Raw genomic sequence first — 15,301 nt, 5'->3', positions numbered from 1 at the left:
CTTCCAACTACTATTTTTTGTTCCTGAACTTATCGGCGTGCTTTAAGTTTATTACGTCGAATAATGTCAAGGATAATATTAGCTGTTTCTTCAACCGCTTTGATAGAAACATCAATCACGGGACAACCTACGCGCTCCATGATTTTTCTTGAGTATTCCAATTCTGTTTCAATTCGATCCATTGTTGCATAATTCGCTTGGGCAGTTAGACCTAATGCTTTTAACCGCTCGGTACGAATCCCGTTTAATTGATCTGAATTTATGGTAAGTCCAATACATTTTTCCGCCGGCAGTAAGAACAATTCCTCTGGCGGCTCAACCTCTGGAACCAAGGGTACATTTGCTACCTTCAAGCGTTTGTTAGCTAAGTACATGGACAATGGGGTTTTTGACGTACGCGATACCCCAATTAGTACAACATCTGCCCGAAGTAAACCACGAGGGTCTCTGCCATCATCGTATTTTACAGCGAACTCGATGGCTTCCACTTTTCGGAAATAATCTTCATCCAATTTACGCACTAATCCAGGCTTTCCGGATTGTTTTGTCTGGAGTAGATCTTCCATAATGGTCAGCAATGGACCCATTACATCCACAATGGGTACCTGATGTTTGTTGGCCTGTTCCAAAATATACGTTTTTAGTTCAGGAACAACGAGAGTAAACACCACCAGAGCTTTTGATTCTTTGGCGGAGAGGATAACTTCATCAATGGACTCTTTATCCTCCATGTACGGATACTTGTGAATATCTACCGTTTTACCGCTAAATTGACTTGCTACTGCCCTTACGACAAATTCTGCTGTTTCTCCAATTGAATCCGATACGACATAAATTAATTGGGTATTCATTTCCAATCCAACTTCCCCCTACACATTGGTCTCTTTGCCAAGCTCCACAAAAGCTCTAGAAATTGTTGTTTTGGTAATCCTGCCCAACAATTCAAAGGTTTTTGGATCTTCTTCGTTGGGGCGTACGACCGGCAGTGAATCAATTTGGAATTCAATCAATTTTTGCGCGGTATCCAGAAGGGTTTCTTCTGGAGTGCACGTGACGATGTTGGGCATTCTTGTCATGATAATGCTGACAGGAATGCTCTCCAATCCCTTGTTACCTAATGAAGCCCGAAGTAAATCCTTTCGGGACACTACACCAGCTAACAAACCTTTTTGATTGACAACAAACAATGTGCCTACATCCTCTAAGAATAATGTCACAATTGCATCATACACCGACGCTGATTCAGCCACGACGATAGGCACTGCTTTATAATCATTTACTATTAGCTTGTGCAATCGTTCTGCAATTACCGACGATGTAGGACGACCTGCATAAAAATAACCAACCCTCGGTCTGGCATCTAAATAACCCGACATAGTAAGGATGGATAAATCAGGTCGAAGAGTAGCCCTTGTAAGATTCAGGTGTTCGGCAATATTCTCACCTGTAATTGGACCTTCATCTTTTACAATTTGCAAAATTTGTTCTTGGCGTTTGGTCAATTCGATGACGGATCACCACCGATTCATAAATTACTATCCCTAGTATTACTCTATAAAGAGATAGATTCCTGCAAAAGAATCGTAAAAAGCTTTTTTTCTGCTACCGGAATGTACTGGAAGTAGAAAAAAGCCTCCACAAGAGGAGGCAGGGAGCTATGTCCCGATAAGCCGTTGTATATGTATTTATATGATCACAATTGATCATGATAGCCAAAAAACTATGCCTTGTCAAATCCATCTGAAAACTCTAGACGTTCCATTTGTTCTAGAAAGTTTCGGCTTTTAAGACGGAGGTCAATATGCTGATCTAAATATCGATGCAGTAAAAGCCTTAGTTGGTTTCTTGTAGATGTTTTTATTTCAATCTCACCTAAACGCTCGAGAGGGAATAATAAAAACAGCCGTAATAATTTCCAGGTGGCTGGTAAAATATGAAATGAATAAGGATCAGTATGTGTACATCTCTGACATAAAAGACCGCCTTGCGTGATACTAAATGTATAAGGCTCGCCTTCTGCACCACAGGAAATGCAGCTTTCAACATGCGGACGAATTCCTGCGAGAACCAGCATTTTACTTTCAAAAATACGGCAAAGAATCTCCGCATCCTTGCCTTCATCTAAATACTGAAGGGTATGGACTAATAATTGGAACAGGTAAGGATTGGGCTCACGCTCCTCTGTCAAGCGATCTAGCATTTCTGCCATATAAGCAGAGTAGGCAGTCAGCATTAAATCCTGACGGAGATCCTTAAAAGAGTGAAGAATGTCCCCTTGTGTGAGCTCCGGCATTCCTGTCCCTGTTCCTTTTTTACATAGATAGTATCCATGTGTAAACAATTGAGATACGGCGGCCAGGCGACTTCGAGGTTTTTTTGCCCCCTTTGCCATTACCCCGACCTTACCGTATTCTCTAGTGTAAAGCGTAACCACTTTACTACTTTCTCCGTAATCAACACTACGGATGACAATACCTTCCCACTTTACAAGCATACCTGAGAATCACCCTGTTCCAATAGGGCTTGATCCAGTGATCCTGCATCACTCGCATCGTTTTGTGCTTCATGATGTTCCTTATAAAGAAGGTAAGCGTGGATATCACCGGTTGAAGCAAAATAACTCCAAGAAAAGTTGCGAAGCATGTTGCATCATCCTTTCCTTTTTTCGGCCACCACTTTCTTTATATAGAATCCACCGTAGCCCCCATTTCTATGCCTTGGAAAAATTGTCACGTATAGTAAGGAAAAAGTTTATTTCTCTTCATAAAAACCAAAATTACGAAGCATCCTTTCCTGATTACGCCAATCTTTCTTTACTTTGACCCATACTTCTAAAAAGATTTTCTCTCCTAATAAACGCTCCATGTCCATCCGTGCACGTTTGGAAATTTCTTTTAGCATGTCCCCTCTTTTGCCGATCAAAATTCCTTTTTGGGAATCACGCTCCACGTAGATGGCAGCATAAATGTATAATGTTTTGCCATTTTCTCCACGCTTCATCTCTTCCACCGTTACAGCAATGGAATGAGGAATTTCTTCACGTGTCAGATGAAGAACCTTTTCACGAATCAGCTCCGCTACGATAAAGCGCTCTGGATGATCCGTTACTTGATCTGCTGGATAATACATCGGCCCCTCCGGCATCTCCAGCAAAATGGATTGCAGCAGGGCATCAGTATTGTTACCCTGCAAAGCAGAAATAGGAACAATTTGTTTAAAATCATGATGCTTTCGATATTCATCAATTAAAGGAAGCAATTCTTCTGGATGAATTTGATCAATTTTGTTTATAACCAAGAAGACAGGAGTATTTACCTTTTTCAAACGCTCAAGAATATAATCTTCTCCTGCCCCGCGTTTCTCTGTAGCATCAATGACAAACAGTACCAAGTCTACCTCATTAAGTGTATTTTCGGCAGCCGCTACCATATAATCGCCCAATTTGGACTTGGCTTTATGAATGCCCGGTGTATCAATAAAAATTAATTGACCTTTGTCAGAGGTATACACAGCACGAATCTGATTTCGTGTCGTTTGCGGTTTATTGGACATGATGGCAACCTTTTGTCCAACAACCTGATTTAATAATGTGGATTTCCCTACATTGGGACGGCCAATAATTGAGACAAATCCTGATTTAAACGTTTCTTTCTTTTTTTGATTATCCAAGAAGATCCTCCTTTGTAAAAGCACCTGGCAATAGTTCACTCACTGTAGTAACCGTAACATCTCCATTCAGATTGGACAAGATTACCTTCATATCAGGCGGGCACATTTCTGCCATTACCTGACGGCATGCTCCACATGGCGGTACTGGCTTCGGAGTATCCGCTACCACAGCGATGGCTTGATAGGTCTTATCCCCCTCGGAATATGCTTTAAACAAAGCTGTTCTTTCTGCGCAGTTGCACAGGGGATAAGCGGCATTTTCAATATTGCATCCTAGATATACTTTACCCGTTTCGGACAACAATGCAGCACCCACCGGGAATTTAGAATAAGGTACGTAAGCTGTTTCTCTTGCTGTTTTTGCTTGTTCAATCAGTTGTTGTTGGTTCATACAATTCTTCCTCTCCTGTGTCTAAATAAAAATGAAGATGCCAAGAGACCAGACGAGGCCGTTCCCATTTTGGAAGGTTCGTCTAGCTGTTTCCTTGACCGTGAATAGCGTCTCTTTTGTCCTAGCGAGTAAAGAAATAGGCATACAAAGGTGGGCCAAGAATGAGGATTCCAATCACGATGGCAAACATAGCGGATACAAAGACAGCTCCAGCAGCAACATCCTTCGCTATTTTTGCCTGTGGATGGTACTCCTTTGTCACCAGATCAACGCAAGCTTCAATGGCGGTATTAAGTAATTCAAGCGCCCAAACAATCGCAATAACCAATAGTAACAGGCTCAGCTCCAGGCGAGTAATTTGTAGCCAAATGGATAAAATAACCACACCGAGTGCAACTGCTACGTGTATCTGCATGTTTCGTTGGGTGCGTACAGCATGGTTAATTCCCTGTAAAGCATAACCAAAGCTGCGCCATAAACGAAGCCATTCCTTCACGTTGACCGCTCCTATCTCGTCAATCCGACTTCTTGCAGAATATTTTCTTGACGGGTAAACATGTCTTTTTCTTCTTCAGGTGTCCCATGGTCATAGCCAATCAGATGCAAAAATCCATGCACCGCTAGAAAACCAAGCTCACGTTCAAAAGAATGTCCATAATCCTGTGCTTGTTCTTTTGTTCGCGGGATGGAGATGATAATATCGCCTAGCATATTTGGATAGTCATCAAATTCACTTTCTTCCACAAAGATCTCCATGTCACCCTCGCCCTCTTCATTCAGTGCAAACGATAGCACGTCAGTAGGACGGTCCACCCCACGATAATCGCGATTCAGCTCATGGATGCGTTCATTGTTTACAAGTGTGATAACCACTTCACCCTTAATTTCTTCAAATTGCGCCGCTTTTTGCAAGCAATTTTCAATAAGCTGTTGGTGCTCTTGCGTAATTTCTTCGTCTTGCTCATTTACAATCTCAATCGTCAGCAATGTTCTTCCCTCTTTTTCTTCTGAAACTTTTCCTCATTTATAATCACATAAAGAGACTCCAAGAGGAGCCAGCCTAGATCTGCTGCTCCTCTTTGGAATACGCTGTAATGATTTTTTGAACCAAGCTATGACGCACAACATCCGTATCCTGAAATTCAATAAAAGCAATGTCAGAAATAATGGAAAGAATGCGCTCTGCTTCTCGCAGCCCAGACTTTTTGCCTTTTGGCAGGTCAATTTGGGTCACATCCCCCGTGATGACCATTTTGGAGCCAAAACCCAAGCGCGTCAAGAACATTTTCATTTGTTCTGGTGTAGTATTTTGTGCTTCATCCAGAATAATAAAGCTGTCTTCTAATGTACGCCCTCTCATATAAGCAAGCGGGGCTACCTCGATGATACCTCGTTCCATCATTTTACTAACCTGTTCGGTTCCTAACATATCATACAAAGCATCATAGAGCGGCCGTAGGTACGGGTCTACCTTTTCTTGCAAATCGCCTGGTAAAAAACCAAGGCTTTCGCCTGCTTCCACCGCTGGACGCGTGAGAACAATTCGTTTGACTCGACCGTTTTTAAGAGCCTGTACGGCCATTACAACCGCTAGATATGTTTTACCAGTACCAGCAGGACCAATCCCAAACACGATATCATTTCGTTTAATAGCAGACAAATAATGGCGTTGCCCTAAGGTTTTAGCGCGGACTAGTTTACCGCGGTGAGAACGTGCTACCTCTTCTTCATAAAGATGCAGAAGCTCTTGCTCTTCTCCTTTTTCTGTTAGCTGCATCGCATAGTATACATCACGTTCCGATAATGTAATCCCCCTGCGGATCAGCTGCAATAAAGTATCAAATAGCGTAGCCAGCTTGTCGACTTCTGCCTTTTCCCCACTGATGACGAATGCGCCGGTGCGGGTTCCTATCTGAGCTGTTGTTTTTTCTTCGATCTTTTTTAAATAGGAATCATGAGGTCCAAACAAAAGCAATGCTTCCTGTGCATCTGCAAACTGGATCACTACTTCTTCTTGTACTTGCAACCTTTGTCCATCTCCTTGCCATCAGTTATTTTAGTTTGGTGTGCCTTCTAGTGCGGGCGGCGTAGCAACAATCGGTTGGTCCATCGCTATATTTTCGATGACGGAAAAATAGATACTTACATAAACTTTACCATTCTCTTGTTTTACGTGCAAAACTTTTTCTTCCTTTATCTTCGCATCTTCTCCGGCGCGTTTCAAGATATCTGCTTTTGCAAAATGTTTAGCTACCTCTAAAGCGTCCTGATCGCTCATTCGAATAACCTTAGGCTCCAGCTCACGATCAATTTCTGTCTTCCAGCCAAACGGCAATTGATAGTCAAAAAAAGCCGCTTGAAAACGTTTCTCTGTTTTACGAGAATGCTTGTACGACTTGATTTCAAACGGCCAAAGACGTACTGCCGATGATCCAAAAATCAAAAAGTGCTGCTTCTGCTTTTCACCTGTATAAAGAAGTTGGTTCTGGATTAAGGGGACGGTCACATCAGAACGATACCAGACCTCTCCTGTCACTTGCCCCCGGGCAGCAACGATCGATTGGCGCTCCTCATTACCAATAATACCTGAAATTAAAATCTGGTCTTTATCAACATACTGATTCGCTTTAACCATAGTCTTACCTGTTTCAGCAAAAATACTGTGAATGACCGCTTTTTTCTTTGCCACAACGTGTTTAGGTTCATGCGCAACACTCTTTTCCGGATCAACCTTTTCAACGACCTGAATAATGGCCTTCGTACCATTTAACTCAACCCCTACCCATGAGGCTTCTGGAATATACCCCAAAATACGGCGCTGTAATTCTTGGGGATCTCCCATTTTTAATTTCCACGCACCTGCTCTTAACCCTACCTTCTCGGCAGCCTGTGTTACCTGATACGGCGAAATATTATGCGTTCCTTGCACCTCGACTTGCCATACAAACGTAGAGAGCATGTACAATCCGAGTAAAAAAATAAGAATACCTGCAACAAATCCCATCCTCATTCGCATTCGTAACAACAAAAACGGTAAGCCTTGTCGACTTGTCACATGCACCCGGCAGCCTGTCTCCTTTAAGAAGGGACGAAGCCGATAGAAATCGGCAATCATCATCTCACACTGTCCTAACTCAGGACCTAAGCGCTTGATATTCCACATTAAAATGTTTTCGCGGACGGCTAGGTTGATAAGACGTTCAAACCGTTTGCCGCGAATCGTTACTGTTATATGACCCTCGTACCATTCTTTTACTACGTTTCGCATCTGTATCCCCCTCAAACTCGTCACGTATTTTGAATGAATGTTATCTTGCCGATTCTCCCCTCCAACAACACTTCTTCCTTCAAAATAGCACGAATCACCAGTTGTTCCCCTATGACAAGCAATTGTCCGTTTGTAAGTAATAAACGCAGCTCGTTCTCACTAAATTGCAGGACACCTCGGTGGTTTTCTATATACATTTGCAAATGACCAATCATCGTAATTCTCGGGACTTCAAGTACCACGTCCTGAGGTAAATCCAACACGCCCACAGCCATTCGGCGCAGTCGGCGGCTCCATTTCTTCATATGTAAGCCCCCTTTTTCCTTGCATATGCATTAGACATGCGTAAGTGGAGTCTGTTTACTGGGATAGCCGTGTGCTTGCAAAACAAAATCCGTTCTTTTATACCTATGCAGGGGGTAGGGCTTATCATGCTGGGAATTTGAAAAAGGGAAGGTGATTTTCATACGTTAAAAAACGGCAAAAATCTCCTGATGGACTACGGTTACAGATAGTGGTTTGAAGGGCATGCTCTAGAAGAATTTACATCGCTAGAAAAGAGAAAATCCTCCTTTTCTACATAAAAAAACCGCATGTCTACGTACAACATACGGGTCTTGCATCATTTACTTTTCGTTTTGTCCATGTGCCCCATCACAATAAGGTAATTTTTCCGATTTTCCACAGCCGCAGATCCTTACCGTCTTGGCTTCCTTAAATTTAACAATATACGGGGTTTTTCCTGTTCCTTGTCCATTATGAGAGCCATCACAGTAAGGTGCATCTTCTGTGAGGCCGCACATACAGTAAAATGTAACGCCTGGTTCTTCCTTCACAACAATCGGTCCTTTTTTATCATAGAGGGCCATAATGTTTTCTCTCCTTTGTTCACTTAGCCTATCTAGTGGTAGGTAGTATTACTGTTAGTATAGCACGTCCTCAGTTATTACGTTTTAGATGTAGACCAACCTTTATGAAGGAAAAATCCAAGCGTAGAATAGCCCCTCTTGTCATGGATTACAAAACATAGCCAGGACTCGTATGGGCTAATAAATAGATCTATTGAAGATGACTCTGATTCATCCTTACGTATGTTTTATGCTTTAGTAAAGTCACACGATTAGATACAATGCTAAGGGTTATCCCCAAGCATTTCACATTCTGTTACCTATAAGGTTGCAAGCTTTAAGGGATTTAATTAACTATTTTGTCATCACTATCTTATGTAATCCTCTAAATCATTTCGGTACTTTTGCGATATAAACAACATCTGGCTCGCCCCGTTCCACTTCTACTTTATATTCCTCTACTTCATGAAAATACTCAAATAATCGCAGAACAAAAGCATCAGAAGAATTAGCACTCCAAAATGCAATAACACCCTCTGGGTTCATCAAACCAAGTAAGGTGTTAAGTCCTGATTCCTTATAAAGTGAATGGTTCGCTTCTGTCACGGTCCAATCGGGCCCATTGTCAATATCAAGACAGATAACATCAAATTTTTCGTCAGCTTCCTGAATCCATTGGAGAAGATCAGCTTTAACAACACGGGTTCGAGAGTCAGTGAGTGGATGATTAGAATATTCGCCAAAATATCGGTTATTCCATTCAATGATCTTTTCCTCTATTTCTAAAACAACTACCTCTTCTACTCTGTTATTTTTTAAAGCTTCCGAAAGGGAAAATCCTACACCTAATCCCCCAATCATTACTTTTCGGGGATGATGAACGCTGTCAAGTGATGCCTTAACCAACAGACGTTCGGATTCTCCATTATAAGTTGCCATTAAAAAAGTACCATTACTAATAATCTCATAATTGTTATTCCGATACTGAAGCTGAATGTCACCGCGTGGTGTGGAGCATCGTTCTAAGATTGTAATATCTGATTGCAAGATCATATCCTCCTTATTGAAAAGATAGACTCCCTCAATCCTTTTGACGGGTCGTAGCTGTTGAAGCACTTGAAGAGCATACAAGCGTTAGCTATGTCGCAGGTAGAATTCGCTGGACACCTGCATCTTCTATTCAATAGTAACAAAAATCCGACATAGGAATCTTGCCCTTATCTTTTTATGTGGAAAATGTACATGGAAGCAATTATTTTATGCATTAGCTGAGATGTGCTTGATAGCGCTGAAAAAAAAGAACCTCAAGGCAACAGTTCAAGTCATGCCCGAGGTTCTTTTATTAGAGAAAAAATTATTAAACTGCTACCGGTATTTACCCATTCTATAGCCGCCAAAGGCTGATGTAGGATGAGGATCTTTACTGCGCGGCTTTCCTAAAATAATCGCCCATCTCATACCGTCTAATGCTGTTCCAGCTAGTTTAACCGAATGTCTTTTAGAGGTAGCTCCCGCTTGCTCCTGTGATGTAGGAATGGTTGATCCATGCAATTCAACGTTCAATAACTTACTGTTTTTATGCTCGATAGGTGCTAACACCATTTGAGCGGCATTGGGTTCATACTGCTCTTCTAACATTGATCGACCTTCTTCGAGCTCCTTCTCCAATTCGGTTCTTCCATCCCGTGTCGAGTCGTTCACTGAATGTCCGGAGCTTGCAGGTTGCCCCTCAATATAAGTCCCCTGCCATTCTGCTGGCATTGAGGGTGAACTAGTCGAGTCAGTATTGTATGGGACTGAATTTTGCGTTTGAGACGTTGAAGGAAATTCAAATACGCCTGGTTTTGCTTCCTGTCTTGGGTTCCGTTTTACTACCTGACGTTGATAGGGTGGTAGCATTCCTCCCGGCTCCCTCTTCGTAGGTTGCATCGGATACGCCTTAGGTGTCTTGTTATGATCAAATTTTTTACCCGTTAATAAATAAAAGATCAGCTCGATGAGAGTTTCCATTGCCTCATCACCTATTTCTTATCTATGTCGTTTTTCTTCGTACCTTCAGGGTCACCAAATGATTCTCTCATTGCGGTATCTGCCATGATGTTCTGCATGTTGTAATAATCCATAACACCTAGCTTGCCTGAACGCAATGCTTCAGCCAAAGCAAGTGGTACTTCCGCTTCAGACTCCACTACTTTAGCTTTCATCTCTTCAACGCGCGCTTTCATCTCTTGCTCCGTTGCCACAGCCATAGCTCGACGTTCTTCTGCTTTTGCCTGCGCGATACGTTTGTCAGCTTCTGCTTGGTCTGTTTGTAATTGGGCGCCAATATTTTTACCTACATCTACGTCCGCAATATCGATCGACAGAATTTCAAAGGCTGTACCTGCATCTAGTCCTTTGTTTAACACTGTTTGTGAAATAAGATCTGGGTTTTCTAATACATCTTTATGTTTGTTGGACGAACCGATAGTTGTGACAATCCCTTCGCCAACACGAGCGATAATTGTCTCTTCACCAGCACCACCAACTAAACGATCAATATTCGCACGTACTGTTACTTTCGCCTTCGCACGCACCTCAATCCCATCCATCGCTACTGCGGCAATAATTGGGGTCTCAATCACTTTCGGATTTACGCTCATTTGTACTGCTTCCAACACATCGCGACCAGCTAGGTCAATCGCCGCTGCTCGTTCGAAGCCTAGTGGAATATCTGCACGTTGAGCTGCTACCAAGGCATCTACGACTCTATCAACATTACCACCCGCTAGAAAGTGACTCTCTAATTGATTCGTATTAAGGTCAAGTCCCGCCTTACGTGCCTTAATTAACGGATTGACGATACGGGCCGGTGTTACACGACGCAAACGCATTGCTACCAATGTTAGAATACTCACGTTCACACCTGAAGCTAAAGCAGAAATCCATAGCATTACCGGTACAAATGAAAAGAAAACAGACAATACAATGATGACAACTGCGATCATAAACACGAAAGATATCATGCTTGTGTCCATCTAAATCTACCCCTTACTTTCATTTTTCCAATCTTGCACGACAATCCGTGCTCCTTCTACTTGAACCACTTTAATTTCGCTGCCAGCCGCAATGTATCCACCTGCACTTACAGCATCAATACGTTGTTCCCCAATCAAGATCACTCCAGCAGGGCGCAAATTGGTTAATGCTACACCAGTTTTCCCAAGTAGATCATTTTGATTTTTAGGAGCGACATACCCTGTATCCCTATGCTGCTCCTCTTTTAGAACAAACTTACTCCAGGTTCCTCTTAATCCGAAATATTTAGCCAGTATAAACGCTACAATAAGCGTAATAATCGCCGCAATTCCCAGAGATGTAAGCCCTTGTTTTGTATCGTAAGCAGCTAATACTAGACCTGTGGACATGCTCGCAAACCCAAGGAAGCCTACGATGCCACCCGGTAAAAAGATTTCTAGAATCATCAAAATGACCCCAATAATAAACAGGCCAATATCCAGCCAATTAGCAAAACCTGCCACAAAATGCCCGAAGAAATAGAGTGTAAAGGACAAAATACCAATAGTGCCCGCAACTCCAAACCCCGGAGCAAACAACTCAATAATGACTCCCAGCATTCCAATTAATAAGAGACAGCTTAGAACAACCGGATTGGTTACAAACCTTGCGACCTTCTCGGTAGGAGTAGGAGAAATGTGTACAATCTCACTCTCATTTACCCCTACATATTGAAACAATTCTGCTTTACTACGAACAATTTTATCAGCATAGCCTAGTTTCTGTGCTTCCTCAGCACCAAGGGATAAAACTTCTCCCTTCTTTTTTAATCCAGCAAAATCCTGATCAATATAGACCATCGCTTTTGCTACGGAAGCATCTCTGCCGTTTAATTTAGCTGCTTCCTCCATCATTTGAGCCCAACCAGAAGTAATTTTCACCGGAGCCGCATTACCTTGTACATCAATCGGTGCAGCAGCCCCGATACTACTTCCTGGTTCCATTACAATCTCATTTGCATTCAAAGCAATGTAAGTTCCTGCTGAAAAAGCCTGATTGTTAATATATGCAACGACTTTCATAGGCGCACTCCTAATCAATGCACCAATATTACCAGCCGAAACCACATCTCCACCTGGAGTATTAATGTCAAGAATAACGACATCAGCGCGTTGTTCATTGGCTTGTTGAAAAGCACGTCGCAAAAAGCTTTCAAGACCGCGCTCAATATCTTGCTCAACAGGCACATAAAAAACGCGTTTACCTGCTGCTTCTACAGGCTGAGACCAAGCTGTCCAAGCCAATATCCCTCCAGCAAACATCATAAGAGCAAGCATACAGGTAAACATGCGAGTAAAGGCTAGATGCTGTCTCAAGGTGTAAATTCCTCCTTTCCTATCATGTTTTGTAACATCTTATGTTGGTATACGAGGAGATAGGAAGGAAGTTTCATTAAGTTGCATAAATCGCTTATAAGCAAAGAAAAGCCCTGTCAATGAGAAATTTCTCTCTTTGACAAGGCTGCTTATTTTGCTGTACCGCAAAAAATCCAGCCTGCGTGAGACTGGATTTCATTTGCTTATGAAGGTAATTCTTCAGAGACGATTTGTTGGACAAGGTTGCCGTCAGCTTTGCCTTTTACTTTAGGCATAATGGCTCCCATGACTTTGCCCATCTCTTTCTTGGATGTAGCGCCAACAGCAACTACAGCCTCGCGAACGATTTGACGAATCTCATCCTCGCTTAATTGAGCGGGCATATAAGCCAATATAATATCCAACTCGTCACGTGTCTTTGTCGCTAAATCCTCGCGACCGGCTTTCTCAAACTCATGGAGGGAGTCACGGCGTTGCTTTAACTCACGGGTCAAGATAGTCAGCACTTCATCGTCGGACAGATCTCGACCCAACTTAATCTCTTCGTTTTTAATGGTGGCTTTGACCATGCGAATAACGGAGAGCTTTAAGACCGATTTGTCCTTCATAGCTTGCTTCATATCGTGATTGAGTTGCTCCATTACACTCATGATGAGCCCTCCCGTTAATTAGAACTTACGTTTACGAGCCGCTTCGGATTTTTTCTTACGAGCAATGCTAGGCTTTTCAAAGTGGCGACGCTTACGAAGCTCAGCCAACACTCCAGCTTTAGCATTTTCACGCTTAAAACGACGAAGCGCGCTCTCCAAAGATTCATTTTTTCTAACGCGTACTTCTGCCATCTATTTTCCCTCCCTCCGCTTGAAACCGTGGGACAACTGTTCATTATTCTACAGACTGTCAGACTACATTATAAATCAGGAAAGGGCGGTAGGTCAACCTTTTTCCAACCCTCAACCCAAAAACTTGCTTGAGTATCTTTTACAAAGATTCTTCAAGCAAGGCATACTATTATCATACCTTATAGAAACAGCTATCGCAATAGACGCATACTCCTATTTCCATCTTATCCACTTTTCATGTTCTTGCTATTGCGGCAATTCGTCCACCGTGTTAGCATGACGTGGGATGCCTTCTATATAGGCTATTTTTTATCCATATCGGTTATACCCATCGTTATCTGTGGACACTGCAGAAATGATGACAAGGAGAGAATAAAACTATGCTACCCACTACTTTAAATACCATTACTAAAATGGCACAAGGAATACTCGTACAAGGGAATCCGGAAGCCAATGTTACCAGCGCTCACTTTGACAGCCGTCAATTACAACCCGACAGTTTATTTGTACCACTGGTAGAAACACGCGATGGACATGATTTTATCAAGCAGGCACAGGAAGCTGGAGCCATCGCCACACTCGTATCCGACTTGTCAAAAGTTCCGGCTACTCTTCCTAAAGATTTCGGTCTGATTCTTGTAAATGACACTTTGACAGCATTCCAAAAAATAGCAAGTGCTTATCGAAATCAGTTTTCTATTCCATTCATTGCAGTTACAGGCAGTACAGGAAAGACAACTACGAAAGATATGATTTCTCATCTTTTAGCTAGTACACGTCCTATTTGCAGTACGTATAAAAACTTTAACAATCATATCGGTCTTCCCTTTTCCATCCTACATGTAGACAATAGTCATGAAGCCGCAGTTCTAGAGCTCGGCATGAGTCATGCTGGGGAGATTGATTTATTAGCTTCTATTACAAGACCAACCTATAGCGTGATTACAAGTATTGGCGAAGCGCATATGGAATATTTTGGATCGCTAGAAAAAATTGCTCTAGCAAAAGCAGAACTATTGCCGCATACTGCACCAGCAGGACGTGTTTATTTGAATGGAGATAACGAATACCTCCAGAAAGTGAAACACTTATCTGATAGCCCGATTTGCTCTTATTCCGTGAAAGGCCCTGCTGATCTATGGGCATCGGATTTGCTTACAGATGATAAAGGTACACACTTCACTGTACACTTTGAAGATCAGCAAACCATGCGTGTATTTATGCCGCTATTTGGGACCTATAATGTATCTAATGCCTTACCAGCTATCGGAATTGCCCGCGAACAAGGAATGAGCCTTGAGGAGATTCAACAAGCAATGGCTACCCTAAGCATTTCAGGTATGCGGTTTGAAATTCATACATCTCAAAATGGTATGATTATCGTCAACGATGCCTACAATGCCAATCCCTTATCCATGAAGGCGTCTATTGAAAACTTTGCAGATCTTTTTCAAGACCGAACCAAAGTACTAATAATAGCTGATCTATTGGAATTAGGCTCAGATAGCCAAGCATTACACGCTGAAGTAGGAGAATACGTATCAAAGTGGGATGACCGCTTTACTTGTATGGTAACTATTGGAGAGGATTCACGATTTATGGGAGAGCACTATGAGGGAGAAAGCCATCATTTTAGCTCCAAGGAAGAAGCGATCGTCTACCTCCGTTCTTTATTAAAACCACATTCTGCCGTTTTACTAAAAGCTTCCCGAGGCATGAAGCTAGAAACACTGCTACCTTCCTTACTGGAGATTTAAGCTTTTTAAGCCCTAATTATCCTACATGTTGTTCGAATTAGTTGAGTAAAGCATTTCTTTTAGCGTCTAATTTATTGCTGGAAGAGATGCTTTTTATTTTTAATCCTTGTTAGCTAATCATTTTCTGAAACTTCCCTTCAAAACAAACGTTAT

Annotated in this window: 19 protein-coding genes; 1 reads left to right on the top strand and 18 read right to left on the bottom strand. The window is 42.2% G+C overall.

Features of this window, described 5'->3' with window-relative positions; all coding sequences use genetic code 11:
* Nucleotides 1–29: 29 nt before the first annotated feature.
* The 18 genes from AYJ08_RS18880 to rpsU all read right to left on the bottom strand — a co-directional run bounded on the left by AYJ08_RS18880 (nucleotide 30) and on the right by rpsU (nucleotide 13,391).
* Entirely contained in the window at nucleotides 30–851 is an 822-nt protein-coding gene (locus AYJ08_RS18880; protein WP_156037982.1) for a pyruvate, water dikinase regulatory protein, read from the bottom strand.
* An 18-nt stretch (nucleotides 852–869) separates the two neighbouring features.
* Nucleotides 870–1,502, bottom strand: a complete 633-nt coding sequence (gene ccpN, locus AYJ08_RS18875; RefSeq protein WP_003338182.1) for a transcriptional regulator CcpN — start codon at nucleotides 1,500–1,502, stop codon at nucleotides 870–872.
* Nucleotides 1,503–1,720: 218 nt separating this feature from the next.
* Entirely contained in the window at nucleotides 1,721–2,494 is a 774-nt protein-coding gene (gene recO, locus AYJ08_RS18870; RefSeq protein WP_064018996.1) for a DNA repair protein RecO, read from the bottom strand.
* Nucleotides 2,485–2,643, bottom strand: a complete 159-nt coding sequence (locus AYJ08_RS23150; protein WP_081873168.1) for a YqzL family protein — start codon at nucleotides 2,641–2,643, stop codon at nucleotides 2,485–2,487. The genes recO and AYJ08_RS23150 overlap by 10 nt, the downstream gene beginning before the upstream one ends.
* 108 nt (nucleotides 2,644–2,751) lie before the next feature.
* A complete protein-coding gene (gene era / locus AYJ08_RS18865) occupies nucleotides 2,752–3,669 on the bottom strand; it encodes a GTPase Era (protein ID WP_064018995.1) in 918 nt (305 codons plus the stop codon).
* Nucleotides 3,662–4,060 (bottom strand): cytidine deaminase, encoded by a 399-nt coding sequence (locus AYJ08_RS18860; RefSeq protein WP_003338187.1) that lies wholly within the window; start codon nucleotides 4,058–4,060, stop codon nucleotides 3,662–3,664. Before AYJ08_RS18860 ends, era begins: the two co-directional genes overlap by 8 nt.
* 121 nt (nucleotides 4,061–4,181) lie before the next feature.
* Nucleotides 4,182–4,556 carry a diacylglycerol kinase family protein gene (locus AYJ08_RS18855; protein WP_003338189.1) on the bottom strand — a complete coding sequence of 125 codons (375 nt, stop codon included), beginning with the start codon at nucleotides 4,554–4,556 and terminating at the stop codon, nucleotides 4,182–4,184.
* Nucleotides 4,557–4,567: 11 nt separating this feature from the next.
* Nucleotides 4,568–5,047 (bottom strand): rRNA maturation RNase YbeY, encoded by a 480-nt coding sequence (gene ybeY / locus AYJ08_RS18850; protein WP_003338190.1) that lies wholly within the window; start codon nucleotides 5,045–5,047, stop codon nucleotides 4,568–4,570.
* A 73-nt stretch (nucleotides 5,048–5,120) separates the two neighbouring features.
* Complete coding sequence (locus tag AYJ08_RS18845) at nucleotides 5,121–6,086, bottom strand: PhoH family protein (protein ID WP_064018994.1); 966 nt, start codon at nucleotides 6,084–6,086, stop codon at nucleotides 5,121–5,123.
* A gap of 30 nt (nucleotides 6,087–6,116) precedes the next feature.
* Nucleotides 6,117–7,328, bottom strand: coding sequence for a sporulation protein YqfD (gene yqfD / locus AYJ08_RS18840; RefSeq protein ID WP_064018993.1), 1,212 nt, complete (start codon nucleotides 7,326–7,328; stop codon nucleotides 6,117–6,119).
* 20 nt (nucleotides 7,329–7,348) lie between these two features.
* On the bottom strand, nucleotides 7,349–7,633 hold the full coding sequence (gene yqfC / locus AYJ08_RS18835) for a sporulation protein YqfC (protein WP_003338194.1): 285 nt from the start codon (nucleotides 7,631–7,633) through the stop codon (nucleotides 7,349–7,351).
* Nucleotides 7,634–7,954: 321 nt separating this feature from the next.
* A complete protein-coding gene (locus tag AYJ08_RS18830; RefSeq protein WP_064018992.1) occupies nucleotides 7,955–8,197 on the bottom strand; it encodes a CDGSH iron-sulfur domain-containing protein in 243 nt (80 codons plus the stop codon).
* 369 nt (nucleotides 8,198–8,566) lie between these two features.
* Nucleotides 8,567–9,229 carry a spermine/spermidine synthase domain-containing protein gene (locus AYJ08_RS18825; RefSeq protein WP_064018991.1) on the bottom strand — a complete coding sequence of 221 codons (663 nt, stop codon included), beginning with the start codon at nucleotides 9,227–9,229 and terminating at the stop codon, nucleotides 8,567–8,569.
* Nucleotides 9,230–9,541: 312 nt separating this feature from the next.
* Nucleotides 9,542–10,186 (bottom strand): hypothetical protein, encoded by a 645-nt coding sequence (locus AYJ08_RS18820; protein WP_064018990.1) that lies wholly within the window; start codon nucleotides 10,184–10,186, stop codon nucleotides 9,542–9,544.
* A gap of 11 nt (nucleotides 10,187–10,197) precedes the next feature.
* Nucleotides 10,198–11,193 carry a flotillin-like protein FloA gene (gene floA / locus AYJ08_RS18815; protein WP_003338198.1) on the bottom strand — a complete coding sequence of 332 codons (996 nt, stop codon included), beginning with the start codon at nucleotides 11,191–11,193 and terminating at the stop codon, nucleotides 10,198–10,200.
* A 6-nt stretch (nucleotides 11,194–11,199) separates the two neighbouring features.
* A complete protein-coding gene (locus AYJ08_RS18810; RefSeq protein WP_064018989.1) occupies nucleotides 11,200–12,549 on the bottom strand; it encodes an NfeD family protein in 1,350 nt (449 codons plus the stop codon).
* Nucleotides 12,550–12,752: 203 nt separating this feature from the next.
* Nucleotides 12,753–13,199 carry a GatB/YqeY domain-containing protein gene (locus tag AYJ08_RS18805; protein WP_064018988.1) on the bottom strand — a complete coding sequence of 149 codons (447 nt, stop codon included), beginning with the start codon at nucleotides 13,197–13,199 and terminating at the stop codon, nucleotides 12,753–12,755.
* A gap of 18 nt (nucleotides 13,200–13,217) precedes the next feature.
* Nucleotides 13,218–13,391, bottom strand: a complete 174-nt coding sequence (rpsU, locus tag AYJ08_RS18800) for a 30S ribosomal protein S21 (RefSeq protein ID WP_003338202.1) — start codon at nucleotides 13,389–13,391, stop codon at nucleotides 13,218–13,220.
* A gap of 380 nt (nucleotides 13,392–13,771) precedes the next feature.
* Between rpsU and AYJ08_RS18795 the strand changes: the two genes are divergently transcribed.
* Complete coding sequence (locus tag AYJ08_RS18795; RefSeq protein WP_064018987.1) at nucleotides 13,772–15,148, top strand: UDP-N-acetylmuramoyl-tripeptide--D-alanyl-D-alanine ligase; 1,377 nt, start codon at nucleotides 13,772–13,774, stop codon at nucleotides 15,146–15,148.
* Nucleotides 15,149–15,301: the final 153 nt, after the last annotated feature.

The organism is Brevibacillus sp. SKDU10 (genome assembly GCF_001645205.1).
Lineage (GTDB): Bacteria > Bacillota > Bacilli > Brevibacillales > Brevibacillaceae > Brevibacillus_B > Brevibacillus_B halotolerans.
This window is presented reverse-complemented; position numbering and strand designations above follow the sequence as displayed.